The 16,449-nt window shown below is 65.5% G+C and carries 15 protein-coding genes; 3 read left to right on the top strand and 12 right to left on the bottom strand.

Translation table 11 applies throughout. The annotated features are described in order from the left end of the window. Positions 1 to 70: 70 nt before the first annotated feature. Positions 71 to 454, top strand: coding sequence for a bleomycin resistance protein (locus tag BM118_RS25625; RefSeq protein ID WP_092188492.1), 384 nt, complete (start codon positions 71 to 73; stop codon positions 452 to 454). Between the two features lie 30 nt (positions 455 to 484). Here BM118_RS25625 and BM118_RS25620 read toward each other — a convergent pair whose 3' ends face one another. Further along, the gene (locus BM118_RS25620) at positions 485 to 1,543 is read right to left on the bottom strand and encodes a class I SAM-dependent methyltransferase (protein WP_177234676.1); all 1,059 of its coding nucleotides are present in this window, start codon (positions 1,541 to 1,543) and stop codon (positions 485 to 487) included. Between the two features lie 253 nt (positions 1,544 to 1,796). On the opposite strand from BM118_RS25620, the gene BM118_RS25615 reads away from it, so the two are divergent. After that, positions 1,797 to 2,429: a hypothetical protein gene (locus BM118_RS25615; RefSeq protein WP_092188489.1), complete on the top strand. Its 633-nt coding sequence runs from the start codon at positions 1,797 to 1,799 to the stop codon at positions 2,427 to 2,429. A 4-nt stretch (positions 2,430 to 2,433) separates the two neighbouring features. Here the strand turns inward: BM118_RS25615 and BM118_RS25610 are convergent, their stop codons facing one another. From BM118_RS25610 to BM118_RS42600, 10 genes are all read right to left on the bottom strand, one after another. Next, on the bottom strand, positions 2,434 to 3,498 hold the full coding sequence (locus BM118_RS25610) for an Acg family FMN-binding oxidoreductase (RefSeq protein WP_244550250.1): 1,065 nt from the start codon (positions 3,496 to 3,498) through the stop codon (positions 2,434 to 2,436). 161 nt (positions 3,499 to 3,659) lie between these two features. Beyond that, the gene (locus tag BM118_RS25605; RefSeq protein ID WP_092188485.1) at positions 3,660 to 4,907 is read right to left on the bottom strand and encodes a class I SAM-dependent RNA methyltransferase; all 1,248 of its coding nucleotides are present in this window, start codon (positions 4,905 to 4,907) and stop codon (positions 3,660 to 3,662) included. Then, entirely contained in the window at positions 4,900 to 5,634 is a 735-nt protein-coding gene (locus tag BM118_RS25600) for a TlyA family RNA methyltransferase (RefSeq protein ID WP_177234686.1), read from the bottom strand. The genes BM118_RS25605 and BM118_RS25600 overlap by 8 nt, the downstream gene beginning before the upstream one ends. 51 nt (positions 5,635 to 5,685) lie before the next feature. Continuing rightward, positions 5,686 to 6,240, bottom strand: a complete 555-nt coding sequence (locus BM118_RS25595) for a nucleoside 2-deoxyribosyltransferase (protein ID WP_092188481.1) — start codon at positions 6,238 to 6,240, stop codon at positions 5,686 to 5,688. A 38-nt stretch (positions 6,241 to 6,278) separates the two neighbouring features. Next, positions 6,279 to 8,207: a 1-deoxy-D-xylulose-5-phosphate synthase gene (dxs, locus tag BM118_RS25590; RefSeq protein WP_177234675.1), complete on the bottom strand. Its 1,929-nt coding sequence runs from the start codon at positions 8,205 to 8,207 to the stop codon at positions 6,279 to 6,281. A 587-nt stretch (positions 8,208 to 8,794) separates the two neighbouring features. Further along, a complete protein-coding gene (locus tag BM118_RS25585; protein WP_008132970.1) occupies positions 8,795 to 9,046 on the bottom strand; it encodes an exodeoxyribonuclease VII small subunit in 252 nt (83 codons plus the stop codon). Positions 9,047 to 9,120: 74 nt separating this feature from the next. Then, positions 9,121 to 10,050 carry a histone deacetylase family protein gene (locus tag BM118_RS25580; RefSeq protein ID WP_092188477.1) on the bottom strand — a complete coding sequence of 310 codons (930 nt, stop codon included), beginning with the start codon at positions 10,048 to 10,050 and terminating at the stop codon, positions 9,121 to 9,123. 135 nt (positions 10,051 to 10,185) lie between these two features. Continuing rightward, positions 10,186 to 11,844, bottom strand: coding sequence for a bifunctional metallophosphatase/5'-nucleotidase (locus BM118_RS25575; protein ID WP_092188475.1), 1,659 nt, complete (start codon positions 11,842 to 11,844; stop codon positions 10,186 to 10,188). A gap of 155 nt (positions 11,845 to 11,999) precedes the next feature. After that, positions 12,000 to 12,758, bottom strand: a complete 759-nt coding sequence (locus BM118_RS25570) for an enoyl-CoA hydratase-related protein (RefSeq protein WP_092188473.1) — start codon at positions 12,756 to 12,758, stop codon at positions 12,000 to 12,002. 69 nt (positions 12,759 to 12,827) lie between these two features. Then, positions 12,828 to 12,962: a hypothetical protein gene (locus BM118_RS42600; RefSeq protein ID WP_283806378.1), complete on the bottom strand. Its 135-nt coding sequence runs from the start codon at positions 12,960 to 12,962 to the stop codon at positions 12,828 to 12,830. Positions 12,963 to 13,063: 101 nt separating this feature from the next. Between BM118_RS42600 and BM118_RS25565 the strand changes: the two genes are divergently transcribed. After that, positions 13,064 to 14,302, top strand: coding sequence for an MFS transporter (locus BM118_RS25565; protein ID WP_092188471.1), 1,239 nt, complete (start codon positions 13,064 to 13,066; stop codon positions 14,300 to 14,302). Between the two features lie 242 nt (positions 14,303 to 14,544). Here the strand turns inward: BM118_RS25565 and BM118_RS25560 are convergent, their stop codons facing one another. Next, entirely contained in the window at positions 14,545 to 16,323 is a 1,779-nt protein-coding gene (locus BM118_RS25560; protein ID WP_092188469.1) for an acyl-CoA dehydrogenase, read from the bottom strand. Positions 16,324 to 16,449 lie beyond the last annotated feature (126 nt).

The following is a 16,449-nucleotide window of genomic DNA, read 5'->3' as shown; positions in this document are numbered from 1 at the left end:
CCCGTGCAAGACCCGCCCGCGCATGATAGACTGCGCCGCGGAGATTGCTTGCGACGAGGAGGCGCCGCCAATGACTGACGAACGCCCTATGATGGCCGGCTCCGCCACCGTTTTTGTCGTCTCCGACATCACTGCCAGCCTCGCCTATTACCGCGACGTGCTCGGCTTCGAGGTCACCTTCGAATACGGCCAGCCTCCGTCTTATGCCTGCCTCTGCCGTGATGAGGTCGGCCTGCACTTGCTCGCGGCGGCCGCAACGAAACGGTTGCCCGGACAGGGCGGTCTTTGCGTTTTCGTCAGAGATGTCGACCGGATCTATGCCGAGGTTTCAGGACGCGGCGCCAGGCTGCTCAATCAACCGGAAGACCGCGACTATGGCATGCGCGACTTCGACGTCGTGGATGCCGACGGCAATCAGCTCACATTTGGCATGGCGACGGGCGCCGCGGCCTGACATCGTCGGCCGCGTACGTCCGCCGTTGAGTCAGATGCGTGCCTCCAGGATCAGATTGAACGGCGTCTCGGCGGCGCGGCGGAAGCGCGACAGGCCGCCTTCGCTGGCGACCTTGCGCAGCCTTGCCTCGCCGGCCTGCGCGCCGAGGGCGAGTCCCACCTCCTGATCGAGTGAGGCGGGCGTGCAGATCATGGTCGACGCTGCGTAGTAGACGCGTCCGACCGGATTGAGATTGTCCTCGAGGCGGTCGCCCGCGAACGGCTCGACCAGCATGCAGGTGCCGTCCTTCGCCATGCTCTCGCGCACGTGGTTGATGGCGCCGACCGGATCGCCCATGTCGTGCAGGCAATCGAAGAAGCAGACGAGATCATAGCCTTCGGCCGGATAGGTCTTGGCCGAGTGAACAGCGAAGCTGACCCGGTCGCCCAGCTTGGCCTCGTTCGTCGCCTTTCGCGCGGCCTCGATCGAGCCCTCGTGATAGTCGAAGCCGTAGAATCGGGAATTCGGGAAGGCTTGCGCCATCAACCGCGTCGAAACGCCATGCCCGCAACCGACATCGGCGACCTTGGCGCCGCGCTTGAGCTTGTCCACGACGCCGTCGAGCGCGGGCAGCCACTCTTGCACGAGATGATGCATGTAGCCGGTGCGGAAGAAGCGGGCGGTGCCGCAGAACAGGCACTCGCTGCGCCGGTTCCAACCGACACCCTTGCCGGACTTGAATGCATCCGTAATCTTCGGCTCGTCGAGAAACGCCGCGGCAATGACATTGCCGACTGCGCCGAGGAACACCGGGCTGTCCTCGTCGGCAAGCGCCATCGCCTGCTCCGGCAACATCGAGAATTTTCCTGAAGCGGCATCATATTCGATGTAGCCGGATGCCGCCTGGCTCGAGAGCCATTCGCGGACGTAGCGCTCCGTCGTTCCGGTGACGCTCGCCAGCACGGCGGAGTTCATCGGTCCCTTGGCCGCGAGGGCGCGGTAGAGACCGAGCTTGTCCCCGAGCAAGACCAGCGATGCGTTCATCGCCGCCCCGACCTCGGTGATCATCTTGCCCATAAACGCGTTCAACCTGTCGGAATTGACCTCCATGATGGCCTCCATGCTATGTCGGCATTTTCAATGGTCAGCGCAAACTGCGCATTGTTGGATCGCGCGAGGCTTTGGCGATCGCGATGACGGCGGGAGCTTGCGCGTCCTCTATGTGGGTCAATCCGGCGGATGGGAGGTTCAACGTGTCAGGAAGACGCTACCCCGGAACCGGGGACGCGAGGACCGGCGTTGCTTCGCTGGCAATCGCGCTACCCGGAGGGTATAATTTGAGAGCTTTTTGACGGTAGCCCGAATGTCCAGCCTTGCAGGTTCTTGCGGTCTCGCAGCTCTCTTCGCCGTGCTTTGCCTCGGCGGAGCGCCCGCTCATGCGCAAGTCGCACCCTTGAGGTATTGGATACCGGGCGGACCATTCGGCTTTGGCGACAGTGCCGGCCAAGGCTCTGGTAGCCAAGGCTCCGATACCCAAGGCTCCGACGCCTACGGCAATTTCCCGAGCTTCAGTACCGGCGATGCCGGTGCGCGCTATAATGCCCCGACCGGTTTCCTTATCGGAGGCCAACGAGGCAATTTGAGCTGGAGCGGCATCAGCCAGTTTGGGGCGTCCGGCAATTTCAGCGCGCTCTCCTATGACAGCTCACAGTTCGGTTACAACACCAAGACTGCGGGCGGGTTGCCCGTCACGTTCTTTGCCGGCTTCGACACGCTGAAATACGGCAACGGCATTGGCAGTTCGCTTGCGCCGCTCACCTCCGGCGCTGCACCCGGCTATGGCGCGTTCGCGGGTGTCGAATTCAAGCCGACCTCCAACCTCAGCCTGTCGTTCGGGGCCGGGTTCACCCAGCAGGATTCCGGCCGCATGGACAGCGATATCAGATCGAACATGCTGCCCGGCGAGTCACCGGCGCTCGGCGGCCTTCGGCGCTAGGAGACTATGGCGCAGACCGCATCACCAGTTCCGGGGCGCGGCGGAGCGATTTCGGCAGATCCGGCCCGGTTCCGAAACGCATCACGATATCGGGACGCCGCTCGCCGAGTCCGAGCGAGGCCGCGAACTGCCGCCTGAGTGCCGGCACCTCGACCGGCTGGTTGATGAAGGAATATTTGAGCCCGAGCGCGGTCGCCTGCAGGCCGAACCGCTGACAGGCACGGCCGACCGAAATCCAGTGCGACGTGTCGCTGCGATCGGCGGCAAGCACGACGACACCCGCGGAGCTGTCGAGCCCGGCGCGATATTTCCCGTTCTCGCCGCTTTCGGTGAAGAAGAACCTGAGCAGCGGCCGCGCGATCCATGCCGGCAGGGACGGGTTTCCCGAGGCGCGCGAGAACAACCCGTCCATGGTCGCGACGGCATCCGTCTCGTTGAAGCGCATCCAGCTCACGAGCTCGCTCATGAAGGCCTTGTCGCGCATTTGCGCGGAATTGCCTTCGAGCACGTAGTCGGTGACATCAGCGATGGCGGCGCGTTCGGTCATCAGCATTGCCGAGACGTTCGGCTCCCGACAGGCGTTCTCGAGCTGGCGCAGCATGTCAGGCGCCACCGGCTTGCCGTCGAAGGCTGCACGGGTGCATTGCCTGAGGGGAATCGCGTTGACCAGCGCCGACGTTTCGGGGCGCGCTTGCTCCAGCGCGATCACGATCCTGTCGCCGTCGACGATCGGGTTGGCGCGCCAGCCGAGCGCTGATGCCGCGAGGACGAGGTTCTCGGCGGCGCAGCCGAGGCTGACGAAAAGGTGGTGATCGTCCGGATCGACCGCCGGACAGCGGCGCGCGAAGTCGGGCGCAATCACGATTTCATTGCCGCGGGCGGAAAAGATCCAAGGCTGGGTGTTGTGGCTGTTGGCGGCGAGCGTGGCGAAACGTACGAGTTCGCGGTCCCGCGGCACCGGTTGCAGCGGCGCTCGCGACGCGCGCACCGTTTCCTGATAGGTCGTCGTCGCCGCAGCCGAAGGGCGGGCGGTGATCGCCGCCGCGGAAAGTCCGAGCGCGGTGGCCATGAGTTGTCGCCGGTCGATCGCCATCATCCGCTCCACGGTCCTTTCGCACGACGCTTCTAGCGCCACCGGAAGCTCGGGCGGTTGACCGGCATCAAGGTTCGGATCGGCACCGGATCAATTTGGTGAGGAGCTTGCTGCGGGCCGTCCCACGAGGCTTGCAGCTACCGCGCAAACCGCGCCACCAGCTCGACATGCGGCGTATGGCGGAATTGGTCGACCGGCACGACGCCGTCGATCCTGTAGCCGCCATCGATCAGCAACCGTGCGTCGCGGGCAAAGGTTGCGACGTTGCAGGAGACCGCGACGATGACGGGCACCTTGCTTGCGGCGAGCTTCAGTGCCTGCGCCTGTGCGCCCTGGCGCGGGGGATCGAACACGACGGCGTCGAAGTCGCGCAGCTCCTGCGGCACAAGGGGGCGGCGGAACAGGTCGCGTGGCTCGCACCTGACAGGCTTGAGCCCAGGCGTGCGCGCGGCTTTCGCGAGTGCGGCGACCGCGCCGGCGTCGTTGTCATAGGCGGTGACGCGGGCCTTCTCGGCGAGCCGCAGCGCGAACGGCCCAACGCCGCAGAAGAGGTCGAGAACCTCCTTGGCCTTGCCGACGCGTTCGGCGACGAGAAACGCCAGCGTCTCTTCGCCGGCGACGGTCGCCTGCAGGAACGAACCCGGCGGCAGCGTCACTTCAGCGCGGCCCATCTTCACCGTCGGCGGCAGGCGTTGCAGCACCAGCTCGCCATGCCGCGTCAACCGTGCGAGGCGATGCTGCTCGGCAACGCGCGACAGCGCCGTGACCAGCGGCGTCGGCAGCGGGCCGGAGCCGCGCACATCGACGTCGAGGCCGTTGGCGGTGGCGGTGACCTGGATGTCGAGTGGCTTCGTCACCGGCATTTTGGACGTCAGCGGCTCCGCCAGCGCCCAGGCGGCATCGAGTGCGCCGTCGAGCGCGGGATCGAGGATCGGGCAGCGATGAATCGGGATGACGTCGTGCGAGCTCGCTGCCGAGAAGCCGACCTTGAGGATGTCGTGCGTGCCGAACCGGCCGTGCAGCGTGACGCGCCTGCGCCCCACACCATGGGCATCGACCAGCGGCGCAACCTCGCAATCGATGCCGGCCTGCGCCAGCGTCTCGACCACGATGCTGCGCTTCCAGGCATGATACGGCTCGGCCGCCCAGTGCTGGATCGCACAGCCGCCGCAGACGCCAAAATGCGGGCAGAACGGCGCGATGCGCTCGGGGCTTGCGACATCGACCGCCAGCAGCTTGCGGCGGTCGGGGTGATGGCCCGCGACATGGTCGACCTCGACGGTCTCGCCGCCGAGCGCATATGGCACGTAGATCGCTTCACCGGCGTCGAGCGCGACACCGTCGCCGCGATGGCCGACGTGATCGATCCTCAGGCGCTCAACCACGGCGCGCGCCCAGGAAGAATTCGACGTTGCCGTCGCCGCCGGTGATCGGGGAGGGGAACACCTCGATGTCGGTGCAGCCGAGCGAGGCGGCGAAGGTCGCGATGTCGTCGCAGATCTCCCGATGCACGGCGGCGTCGCGGATGATGCCCTTCTTGTTGTGCTTCCGCTCGGCCTCGAATTGCGGCTTGATCAGCGCCAGCAGGCTCATCGGTGCAGCCGCCAGCGACAGCGCCACGGGCAGCACGGTCTTCAGCGAGATGAAGCTGACGTCGATGACGACGATATCGGGCCGCGCCGGCAGGCGTTTGCCTTCATAGGCGCGGATGTCGGTCTCCTCCATCGATACGATTTTTGGATGCCCGCGCAGCGAGGGATGCAACTGGTTGGTGCCGACATCGATGGCGAACACCAGGCTTGCGCCATTGGCCAGCAGCACCTCGGTGAAACCGCCGGTGGAGGCGCCGACGTCGAGGCAGACATGGTCCTCGATCTCGATCGGGTAGCGTTCCAGTGCGCCCGCGAGCTTGAGGCCGCCGCGCGACACGTAGGGGTGCGCGGGCTCGGCCTGGATCACCGCGTCCTCGGCGATGGTCTCCGACGGTTTTGTCACCTGCTTGTCGTCGGCCATGACGAGGCCGGCCTCGATGGCCGCACGCGCCCGTGCCCGGCTCTCGAACAGGCCGCGCTCGACCAGCAGAATATCCGCGCGCTTGCGGGGAGGGGGCATCATGCTCTCATGAGACGATTCTTGAGACGATTCTTGGGACGATTGATGCGCTTATGGTGCAATCAATCGCGCGGCCGCCATCCGGACGCAAGCCTCGAACGCGGCGAGATCGTGCCAGACGTCGATCGGCATCGTGGCCGGCGTCACCAGCGGGCAGCCGTGCAGTTCCAGCGCGTGGATCATCATGAGGTTGTCGACGAGGCCAAAATCCTCGACCGTCAGGCCCTGCGCATCGATCAGCCGCCCGTTTTCGGACGTGAGGTCCATGAAACGGCCGACGCGGTCGGCATAGGCGGCGCCATCGTTGGAATAGGCCAGACAGAACTTGCCGCGCCCGGCCATATAGCCGAGCTCGTAGACGGTCCCGGGATCGGCGCCGGCACCGCGGAACGGCGTCAGGTTGGCAATGATGGCGTCGGCCGCATCCATCATCGCCTCGTTGCCGCAAAAGATCTGCCGCGAGGCGTCGGGCGCGGTGAGGGCGATCTCGTTATCGAGGGGATAGAGGCCGGTGAGCCCGAAGCGGGCGCAGATCTCTGCCTTGCGACGGCCGACCTCGACCGCATCCGGCAGGAACACGTCGGGGCCTGCCAGATAGATTTTCATGGAAGTCGCGCTGCTTCGCTAAAGGTCGAAGCTCGCCCTCAGGCGAGCTTGACCGTCTCGGTCTTCACGTCCTTGCCGAGCGCTTCGAACACCTTCGCGACGATGCCCTTGGCGTCGAGACCGGCGCGGGCGTACATCGCGGCCGGCGTGTCGTGGTCCTGGAACACGTCGGGCAGCACCATCGTGCGGAACTTGACCATGCCGCTGTCGAGCGCGCCCTGGTCGGTCAGGAACTGCGCGACGTGCGAGCCGAAGCCGCCGACCGAGCCTTCCTCGATCGTGATCAGGATCTCGTGGTCGCGGGCGAGCTTGAGCACCAGCTCGGTGTCCAGCGGCTTCATGAAGCGCGCATCCGCGATCGTGGTCGAAAGGCCGTGGGCGGCGAGCTCGTCGGCCGCCTTCTCGCATTCGGCGAGGCGCGTGCCGAACGAGAGCAGGGCAATCTTGCTGCCCTGGCGGATCACGCGGCCCTTGCCGATCTCGAGCGGAATGCCGACCTCGGGCATCTCGATGCCGCGGCCTTCGCCGCGCGGATAGCGCAGCGAGCTCGGACGGTCGTCGATGGCGACCTGGGTTGCCACCATGTGCACGAGCTCGGCTTCGTCGGCCGCCGCCATGATCACCATGTTCGGCAGACAGCCGAGATAGGCGTTGTCGAACGAGCCGGCATGCGTCGCGCCGTCGGCGCCGACGAGGCCGGCGCGGTCGATCGCGAAGCGGACGGGGAGATTCTGGATCGCGACGTCATGCACGATCTGGTCGTAGCCGCGCTGGAGGAAGGTCGAGTAGATCGCGCAGAACGGCTTGTAGCCTTCGCTCGCCAGACCTGCGGCAAAGGTCACCGCGTGCTGCTCGGCGATGCCGACGTCGAAGGTGCGATCCGGGAATGCCTTGTTGAAGATGTCGACGCCGGTGCCGGACGGCATCGCCGCGGTGATGGCGACGATCTTCTCGTCCTTCTGCGCTTCCTTGACGAGGCTCTGGCCGAACACGTTCTGGTAGGCGGGCGCGTTCGGCTTGGCCTTGGCTTGCGTGCCGGTCGCGACGTCGAACTTGACGACGGCATGGTACTTGTCGGCGGAGGCTTCCGCCGGGCCGTAACCCTTGCCCTTCTGCGTCACGACGTGGACCAGGATCGGGCCTTCCTCCATGTCGCGGACGTTCTTCAGCACGGGCAGGAGGTGGTCGAGGTTATGGCCGTCGATCGGGCCGACGTAATAGAAGCCGAGCTCCTCGAACAGCGTGCCGCCGTCCATCATGAAGCCGCGCGAATATTCCTCGACGCGGTTGGCGCGGTTGGCGATGATCTTGGGCAGGCGCTTGTTGATCTGCTTGGCCGCCTCGCGGAGCGTGCGATAGGTCTTGCCGGAATACAGGCGCGACAGATAGGCGCTCATGGCGCCGACCGGCGGCGCGATCGACATGTCGTTGTCGTTGAGGATGACGATCAGGCGCGAGTTCATCGCACCGGCATTGTTCATGGCTTCATAGGCCATGCCCGCCGACATAGCGCCGTCACCGATGACGGCGATAACGTTGTTCTTGCCGCCGGAGAGGTCGCGCGCCACGGCCATGCCGAGGCCGGCGGAGATCGAGGTCGAGGAATGCGCCGCGCCGAACGGATCGTAATCGCTCTCGCTGCGCTTGGTGAAGCCGGACAGGCCGCCGCCGGTGCGCAGGGTGCGGATGCGGTCGCGCCGCCCGGTGAGGATCTTGTGCGGATAGGCCTGGTGGCCGACGTCCCAGATCAGCCGGTCGCGCGGCGTGTCGAAGACGTAATGGATCGCGGTGGTGAGCTCGACCACGCCGAGACCAGCGCCGAAGTGGCCGCCGGTTACCGAAACGGCGTCGATGGTCTCCTGCCGCAACTCGTCGGCGACCTGGCGAACCTGCTCGATCTTGAGGTTGCGCAGGTCTTCCGGTGTCCGGATGGTGTCGAGAAGCGGCGTTTTACTGTATGCGTTCACGGCGATTTCCAATTTGTCAGCGCCGGAAGGTCGTTCCGGTGCGCGATGGGTTTGCACAATATCGGCGCAGCGCGAGTCCTTAAACCGTCGGAGCCACCTGCATGGGGCAAGGCCCCGTCTTCAAGCTTAGGTGAGCTTAAGTGCGCTCCGGTTCAGTCTCTGTGATCCCTGTCACTTAGATCGGCTTCGTCCGTCCCAGCCAATTTCATTAGCAATTTGAAGCGCTTGTCGTCGGTAATCGGTGCCCACGCAAGGCTAACAAAAAGCCACACTCCGCGCAGCTTTACACCAAAGCTTGGGCCAAAGCCAACCCGCTGCGCCGATTGCGGGCATGCAGCTGCAACCGGCGGGCCAGATTGGTTAACCGCGGCGTCAACGGGGAGGTTCCTGCCTTGCCCGGTTCCCCGGCAGGATTTTGGGCGAGAGGAAGGCTGTTTCCGCTCGATTCGCGGGGCCGAACGGCTCCAGCGCGGGAACTCTTCGATCTCAGTGCCTAGTCGTCCGCCCCCATGAGCACACCCAGCAGCGTGCGATCATGAAAAAATTGCAGGCGTCCGATGCCCGGAAGAGGCTTGGGTCGTCGTTCCTTACTGGACGTCGAGCGGCGCGGTTCCAGTGGCCTGGCCGCTCGCATCGGTGGTGATCTTGTCGACGCGCGCTTCGGCCTGGCGCAGCAGTTCCTCGCAACGGCGCTTCAGCGCTTCGCCGCGCTCGTAGATCGTCACGGATTCCTCGAGCGGCACCTTGCCGTCCTCGAGCCGCTTCACGATCGTCTCGAGTTCCTCGATCGCGCGCTCGAAGGTGAGCCTGGAGACGTCGACTTGGGTATTTTCGGCCATATCCGTTTCCGATTGCCCGATTCGCTTCACATGCAGAAGAAGCAGGGTTTTGCGGGCTTAATGTGGCGGGCTCGTCAGGCGCCCATCAGGGCGCCGACATGCGCCGTAACAGATTCTTTCAGTCCTTGCAGGTCGTAACCGCCCTCGAGCACCGAAACAACGCGGCCCCCGGCGGTCTTGTCGGCAAGGTCCATCAGCTTGCGCGTCACCCAGGCATAATCCTCCGCGCGCAAATTCAGCGAGGCCAGCGGGTCGCGATAATGTGCATCGAACCCCGCAGAGATGATCAGGAGCTCGGGGCTGAATTTTTCGAGCTGCGGCAGAATCAGGTTCTCGAAAGCGCTGCGGAATTCCGGGCCACCGTCTTCGGACACCAGCGGCGCGTTAACGATGGTGTCGTGGTCGCCGCGTTCGCCCTTCGCGCCGGTGCCCGGAAACAGCGGCATCTGGTGCGTCGAGCAGTACATCACCGTGGGGTCCGACCAGAAGATGTCCTGCGTGCCGTTGCCGTGATGCACGTCGAAATCGATGATGGCCGCGCGCTTGATGCCGTATTTGCGCTGCGCGTGACGCGCGGCGATCGCAACATTGTCGAAGAAGCAGAAGCCCATGGGCTTGCCGATCTCGGCGTGATGGCCGGGCGGGCGCACCGCGACGAAGGCGTTGCGGTGCTCGCCCGCCATCACCGCTTCGGTCGCCGCGACCGCGCCGCCGACGCCGCGCATCACCGCTTCCCAGGTGCCCGGCGACATCGAGGTGTCGCCGTCGATATAGACAAGGCCGCTGGTCGGCGCGATGTGGCGCAGCTCGGTGACGTAATGCTCGTTGTGGCACAGCGCCACGAGATCGAGATCGCCCTCCGGCGCCTGGTCGCGGACCAGGAACTGGAAGCGCTCATGCGACAGCGCCTCCTCCACCGCGCGCAGGCGGTCGGGCCTTTCAGGATGTCCCGGCGGCGTGACGTGGTCGAGACAGGCCTTGTGGGAGAGGAGAAGCGTGCTCATCAGGTCGGGCTCACTGGGGAATGGGCTCTTGACGTCGCTTGGCGCATTCGGCGCCAAAACGCAATGCAAAACCCAATCTATGCGCTCCGCCGGGAATGGCAAAGGGTTGTCCCGTTCCGGCCCGTTTGATCCGGATCAATTCACGCGCAGGATGCGACTCGGCGGCAGCGGGCCGATCGGCCCGTGCACCCGGAAAAACGCGAACAACGCGTCCGCGTCGTAGCCGCCATATTGCGGGGCCGTGCCTTGCCTGGCGACCGTGAAGCCGTCGCCGCCGACGGCGAGGTAATCGTTGAGGGTGACGCGGTAGCCGCTTCCGGGCTCGATCGGCCTGCCGTTGAGCGTCATCCTCTCGGCCATCACGCGTTCGCCGAACGGCTTCGACGCATCCCATGCGTAGCTGAACCCGTTCGACACTTGAAGGATTCGCGGCCGCTTCGGATCGAGCCATTGCTGCTCCAGCATCTCCTTGAGCTGGCTGCCTGTCAGCGTCATGGTGACGAGGCGGTTGCGGAACGGCTGGCTTGCGAACAGCTCGCCGAAGGATACCGCGCCGTTCTCCTTCGGAACGATATCGGTGCGGATGCCGCCGGGATTGGTGAGCGCGATGACAGCGCTGCCATTGGTGGCCTCCTTCGTCGCGGCGAGCTGCGCGTCCGCGATGACGTCGCCGAGCGGGCTTTCACCGGCTTCGTTCGGAATGCGCGACAGCGTCTGCGTCACCGATCCGGCCAGCCGGTTGGCGATCGGCGCGGCGAGCTTGTCATAGGCCTCGATCAGCGCTGTCTGCTCCGCGTCCTTCGCCAGCGAGGCATTGGCGACGATGACGTTCTCGGCCTTGGCGCCGACGATGTCGCGCGTTGCCGGATCGAGCTTGAGATCGATCGCCGTGACCAGCGTGCCGTACTTGTCGCCGCTCGTCACCAGCCGTCCGTCGATATCGCAGACATAGGCGCGATGGGTGTGGCCGCTGACGACGACGTCGACGGCGCGATCGAATTTCTTCACGATCTCGACGATCGGCCCCGAAAGGCCCGGGCATTCATTGTAGTCGCCGGCAGGCTCGCCGCCTTCGTGGATCAGCACGACGATCGCTTCTACCCCGCGCGCCTTCAGTTGCGGCACGAGCGCATTCACCGTTTCGGCCTCGTCGCGGAATTCGAGCCCGGCAATGCCCGAGGGCGACACGATGCCGGCGGTGCCCTTCAAGGTCAGCCCGATGAAGGCGACGGGAATGCCGTCGAACTCACGGATCTCAAATGGCGGCAGCACGCTTTGACCGGTCGCTGTCTCCACGGTGGAGGCGGCGAGGTAGTGGAATTTGGCGCCCGTGAAGGGATGCGGTCCCTGGCAGCCGTCGACCGGATGGCAGCCGCCGTTCTGCATCCTGAGCAGCTCGGCCTTGCCCTCGTCGAACTCGTGATTGCCGACCGAAGTGATCGCGAGCCCCATCATCGAGAGCGCTTCGACCGAAGGCTCGTCGTGGAACATCGCCGACAGGAACGGGCTCGCACCGATCAGGTCGCCGGCGGCCACGAAGATCGTGTTCCTGTGCCCTTCGCGCAATTGCTTCACCAGCGTCGCCATGTACTCGGCGCCGCCGGCCGCCACCACGACCTTCTTGCTTCTATCCTCGGGATCGTTGATGCGGATGCCGCCGGGCGGCGGCCGCAGATTGCCGTGGAAATCATTGATCGCAAGGACGCGCAGCTCGACCGGTGCGGCGGTCTGGGCAGAGGCGGGCAGGGCGGCGAGCGCGAGGGCGAAAGTGATCAGGCGGAGAAGATGTCGCATGGAACCAGATTAGTCGTTCAGCGCGAAGATTTCACGAAGGTTCTCGCCGTCATTCCGGGGCGCGAGAAGTCGCGAACCCGGAATCCATTCATTCACCAGCTCTGCGGCCCGATGAATTCCCGGCTCACGCTTCGCGCGCTCCGGAATGACGGGCTCTACCGCTTTTTCCTGTTCGCGAATGCGTTGAACGCAGCCACGGCGTCGTCCGACTTCAAACGCTCGCCGAACAGATGGGCCTCCCGGTCGATGCGGCGGGTCAGTTCCTCCGGCGGGGTACGCAGCAGTCTGCGCGAAGTCGCGACCGCCTCGGCGGGCAGCCGGCAGATCTCGCGCGCCACCTTGCGGGCCTCGACCTCGGTGTGTCCCGGCGAGACCACGGTGTTGACGAAGCCGGCGGCGTGCGCCTCCGCGGCGGTGAAGGTCCGTCCCATCACCAGCATCGCGAAGGCGCGCTGGTAGCCCATCGTGTTCGGCATCAGGAGGCTGGCGGCGCCGACCGGCACCAGCCCGAGGTGGATATAGGGCGCGGAGAAGGTCGCCGCGTTCGAAGCGAGCACGTAGTCGCAATGGAACAGCATCACGGTGCCCATGCCGATCGACGCGCCGTCGACGGCCGCGATGATCGGCTTGACGTTGAGGGCGAGCGAATAGAGAAACCTGGCGCCGTTCGACAGCGTCTCCGGGCGTGCCGTGTCGGCCTTCAGAAAATCGTCGATGTCGTCGCCGGCGGTGAATACGCCGGAGCCGCCGGTGATGATCATGCAGCGGATGTCCGGGTTGTTCTGCGCGGTGTCGATCGCGTGGCTCATCTCCCGATACATGTCCTGCGTGATCGCGTTCTTCTTGCCCGGGCGGCGCAGGGTGATCACGCGCGTTCCACGCTCTTCGGCGACGACGATATTGCCATTCGGCATGATGACCCCCCGCGGTCGCCGCGACGCTTGCCGCCGGCGAGTCTCGCAAGCATCAGCCTACATCATCTTTCAGATGTGCCAATCCGCCCGCTCGGCCTTTTCGACGATGATTCCCTTGATCCCGGCGCATGCGCCGCCCTTCGCGGCGGTATTCCGTCCGAGGAACCATGATCGGTTGGATCGCACCGCCGCATCGCGCGTCATGTGCCGTTGCGCATTGCAACAAACGGCTACAATGTTTCATTTGAAAAACCGGTGGTTGTGGTGCACGATCGCGCTGTTCCATTTGGCCGATTGCTCGATTGATGATTGCCGCAACTGGTGTCGACGAATCCTCGCTGCATTATCGCGGCTGGCGGGTCGTGCTGGCCTGTTTCCTGATGGCCTTCTTCATGTTCGGCTTCGGCCTGTATGGTCAGGGCGTCTATCTCGCCGAGCTTCAGCGCGCCCATGGCTGGCCGGGCACGCTGGTCTCCGCGGCCAGCACCTTCTCGTTTCTCCTGACCTCCGTGCTCGTCATCTTCACCGACGATCTGCTCGCCCGTATCGGGCTGCGTTCACTGATCCTGTGCGGCCTGTCGGCGCTCGGCGCATCGACCGTGCTGCTGGCGCTGATGCAGACGCCCTGGCAGCTCTATCTCGCCTATGCGCTGATGTCGGTCGGCTGGACCGGCATGGGCACCGTGGTGATCGCGACGGTGCTGAACTCCTGGTTCGACCGGCGCCGCGGCCTTGCGCTCAGCCTCGCCTTCAACGGCGCGACCTGCGGCGGCATCGTCCTCGTTCCGCTGTTGCTGTCGCTGACCGGCAGCATCGGCTTCCGTTCGGCGATGCTCGCGGCCACGATGGTGATGGTGCTGCTGGTGCTGCCGGTGGTCGTCGGCTTCATCCGCTGGCCGGCTGGGCCGCCATTGGCATCGGCTGAACGCCCCGCCGATGGTGACACGCCCGCGCCGGCTCATTCCCGCAAGGCGCTGCTCGCCAACGCGGCGTTCTGGACCATGGTGCTGCCGATCGCGATCGCGCTGCTGGCACAGATGGGATTCATCATCCACCAGGTGACGTTCCTCGAACCGCTGATCGGGCGCGCCAGCGCCGGCCTTGCCGTCACTATCATGGCCGCGATGGCGGTGGTCGGGCGCCTGTCGCTCGGCCTGTTCGTCGACCGGCTCGATCCGCGACTCGCCTGCGCGGCGTCGATGACGAGCCAGGCGGCGGCGCTGTTCGTGCTGGTGCAGAGCACGAGCCCGACGGCGCTGCTGGTGTGCTGTGCCATCTACGGCTTCTCGATCGGCAACATGATCACGTTCCCGCCCCTGATCATCCAGCGCGAGATCGGCGCCAGCTCCTTTGCCGCCGCGATGGGCTTGGGCACGTCGATCAGCGGCGTCGTCAGCGCCTTCGGCCCGGGCCTCGTCGGCCTCGTGCGCAGCCTGACCGGCAATTATACGACGGCGTTTGCGATGTGCGTGGTGCTCGATCTCGTGGCCGCGGGCATCGTGCTGTGGCGGCCGGGGAGGCGGGCGAAGCTCGCAGCTTCGTAGCCCGGACGGAGCGAAGCGCAATCCGGGATGACCGTTCCCGCTACGATCTGCAAGCGGGAAGGCGGGAGTCAAAATACGGTGTCGTCCCGGCGTAGGCCGGGACCCATAACCCTAGGAAGCAGTTTGACGAAGACTAGCAGTTAAGCGGTCTTCCCGCGGTACTGCGAGCTGCGCTCCATCGATGGATCACGCGGTATGGGTCCCGGCCTTCGCCGGGACGACACCGAATGTGTCGCAGCACCTTACCCCAGCAACACTGCATCCGCGGCCGCGACCGACTCCGCGCTTTCCGTCACGGTGCGCTCCAGCGCGCCCGCCTGCACCGTGATGTTCTCGGCGAAAAAGCGCGCGAGCGAGACATAGCGCGGCGCATCGGCAAGGCCGTCGCCCTTCGCGGCGAGCGCCTCGGACGCCAGCATGCAGCCGCCGAGCGTGGTGCCGAACTGCTGCAAATAGGGCGTCGCGCCGGCAAGCGCCTCGTTCGGCGCGGACGTAACGCGCTCCAGCAGCCATTTGCTGGTGCGCGTCAGCGCGTCCAGCGCTTCGCGCAACTTTACGCCCGTGGTGCCGAAAGCGGGGTCGTTGGAGGCTTCGACCTGCTTGACGATGGCCGAGAGCTCGTCGAGCAGCGCCCACACCGCGGCGCCGCCATTGGCCGCGAGCTTTCGCGTGACCAGGTCGATCGCCTGGATGCCGTTGGTGCCCTCGTAGATCGCGGTGATGCGGGCGTCGCGATAGTGCTGCGCGGCGCCGGTCTCCTCGATGAAGCCCATGCCGCCATGCACCTGCACGCCGAGATAGGCGACCTCGTTGCCGATATCGGTGGAATAGCCCTTGGCCATCGGCGTCAGCAGCGCCGCGCGCGCGGCTGCGTTCGCGCGGACCTTCGGATCCTTGGCGCGGGTCGAGACGTCGAGTGCGACGGCGGTGGCGTAGCAGATGGTGCGCGCCGCCGCGGTCTGCGCCCGCATCCGCATCAGCATGCGCTTGACGTCGGGGTGGACGAAGATCGCGTCCGAACCGTCGCCCTTCTTGCCGACGGCGCGGCCCTGCTTGCGCTCCTGCGCATAGGACAACGCCTGCTGATAGGCGCGATCGGCAACGCCGACGCCTTCGAGGCCGACGCCGAGGCGGGCCTGGTTCATCATCGTGAACATGCAGCGCATGCCCTGGTTCTCTTCGCCGATCAGGAAACCGATCGCGCCGCCATGATCGCCCATGGTCATGGTGCAGGTCGGCGAAGCATGCATGCCGAGCTTGTGCTCGACGCCACTTGCAAAAATGTCGTTGCGCGCGCCGAGTGAGCCATCGGCGTTGACCATGAACTTGGGAACAAGAAAGAGGGAAATCCCCTTGGTGCCGGCAGGCGCGTCCGGAAGACGCGCGAGCACGAAATGCACGATATTGTCGGTCATGTCGTGCTCGCCATAGGTGATGAAGATCTTCGTCCCCTTGATGCGATAGGTGCCGTCGGCTTGCTTCTCGGCGCGGGTGCGCAGCGCGCCGACATCGGAGCCGGCCTGCGGCTCGGTCAGCTGCATGGTGCCGGTCCATTCGCCGGAGACGAGCTTCTCGAGATAGATCGTCTTCAATTCGTCGCTGCCGTGTGCATCCAGCGCCTCGATCGCCGAGGCGGTCAGCAGCGGGCACAGGCCGAAGGCGACGTTGGCGGCACTCCAGATCTCGGTGCAGGCGGCGTTGATCGCGATCGGCAGGCCCTGGCCGCCGAAATCCTCAGGCCCGGACACCGCGTTCCAGCCGCCCTCGGTCCAGCGCTTGTAGGCATCGGGCCAGCCCGGCGCGGTCGTGACTTTCCCGGCGTCGAGCTTGATGCCGTGCTCGTCGCCGATGCGGTTGAGCGGCGCCAGCACGTCGGTTGCGAACTTGCCGGCTTCCTCCAGCACGGCGGCCGCGATGTCGGCGTCGAAATCGCCGTAATGGCCGGCTTCCACGGCGGCCTTCAGGCCGGCGCCATGATTGAGTGACAGCAGCATGTCAGAGATCGGCGCGCGGTAGGTCATGGCTCACTCCCGTGGACAGATATTGGCGCCGTCTTCCCATGAAACGCGGGAGGTCTCAACTGGCTGGACGCCGGGACAGCTCCGGCCCGGAACAGGGCCTCCGCCCGGGCTTATAATAGAGTGTGG

The organism is Bradyrhizobium sp. cf659 (genome assembly GCF_900113725.1).
GTDB lineage: Bacteria > Pseudomonadota > Alphaproteobacteria > Rhizobiales > Xanthobacteraceae > Bradyrhizobium.
The sequence above is the reverse complement of the archived record's forward strand: the minus strand, read 5'-3'. Positions and strand labels throughout refer to the sequence as shown.

What these genes read in the sequence shown, in the direction of transcription:
- BM118_RS42600 (WP_283806378.1), bottom strand. Translation starts at nt 12,962, where the DNA reads ATGACGCGCGATGCGGCGGTGCGATCCAACCGATCATGGTTCCTCGGA.
- BM118_RS25575 (WP_092188475.1), bottom strand. Translation starts at nt 11,844, where the DNA reads ATGCGACATCTTCTCCGCCTGATCACTTTCGCCCTCGCGCTCGCCGCC.
- BM118_RS25595 (WP_092188481.1), bottom strand. Translation starts at nt 6,240, where the DNA reads ATGAAAATCTATCTGGCAGGCCCCGACGTGTTCCTGCCGGATGCGGTC.
- BM118_RS25625 (WP_092188492.1), top strand. Translation starts at nt 71, where the DNA reads ATGACTGACGAACGCCCTATGATGGCCGGCTCCGCCACCGTTTTTGTC.
- BM118_RS25585 (WP_008132970.1), bottom strand. Translation starts at nt 9,046, where the DNA reads ATGGCCGAAAATACCCAAGTCGACGTCTCCAGGCTCACCTTCGAGCGC.
- BM118_RS25600 (WP_177234686.1), bottom strand. Translation starts at nt 5,634, where the DNA reads ATGCCCCCTCCCCGCAAGCGCGCGGATATTCTGCTGGTCGAGCGCGGC.
- BM118_RS25610 (WP_244550250.1), bottom strand. Translation starts at nt 3,498, where the DNA reads ATGGCCACCGCGCTCGGACTTTCCGCGGCGGCGATCACCGCCCGCCCT.
- BM118_RS25620 (WP_177234676.1), bottom strand. Translation starts at nt 1,543, where the DNA reads ATGGAGGTCAATTCCGACAGGTTGAACGCGTTTATGGGCAAGATGATC.
- BM118_RS25560 (WP_092188469.1), bottom strand. Translation starts at nt 16,323, where the DNA reads ATGACCTACCGCGCGCCGATCTCTGACATGCTGCTGTCACTCAATCAT.
- BM118_RS25570 (WP_092188473.1), bottom strand. Translation starts at nt 12,758, where the DNA reads ATGCCGAATGGCAATATCGTCGTCGCCGAAGAGCGTGGAACGCGCGTG.
- BM118_RS25615 (WP_092188489.1), top strand. Translation starts at nt 1,797, where the DNA reads ATGTCCAGCCTTGCAGGTTCTTGCGGTCTCGCAGCTCTCTTCGCCGTG.
- BM118_RS25580 (WP_092188477.1), bottom strand. Translation starts at nt 10,050, where the DNA reads ATGAGCACGCTTCTCCTCTCCCACAAGGCCTGTCTCGACCACGTCACG.
- BM118_RS25565 (WP_092188471.1), top strand. Translation starts at nt 13,064, where the DNA reads ATGATTGCCGCAACTGGTGTCGACGAATCCTCGCTGCATTATCGCGGC.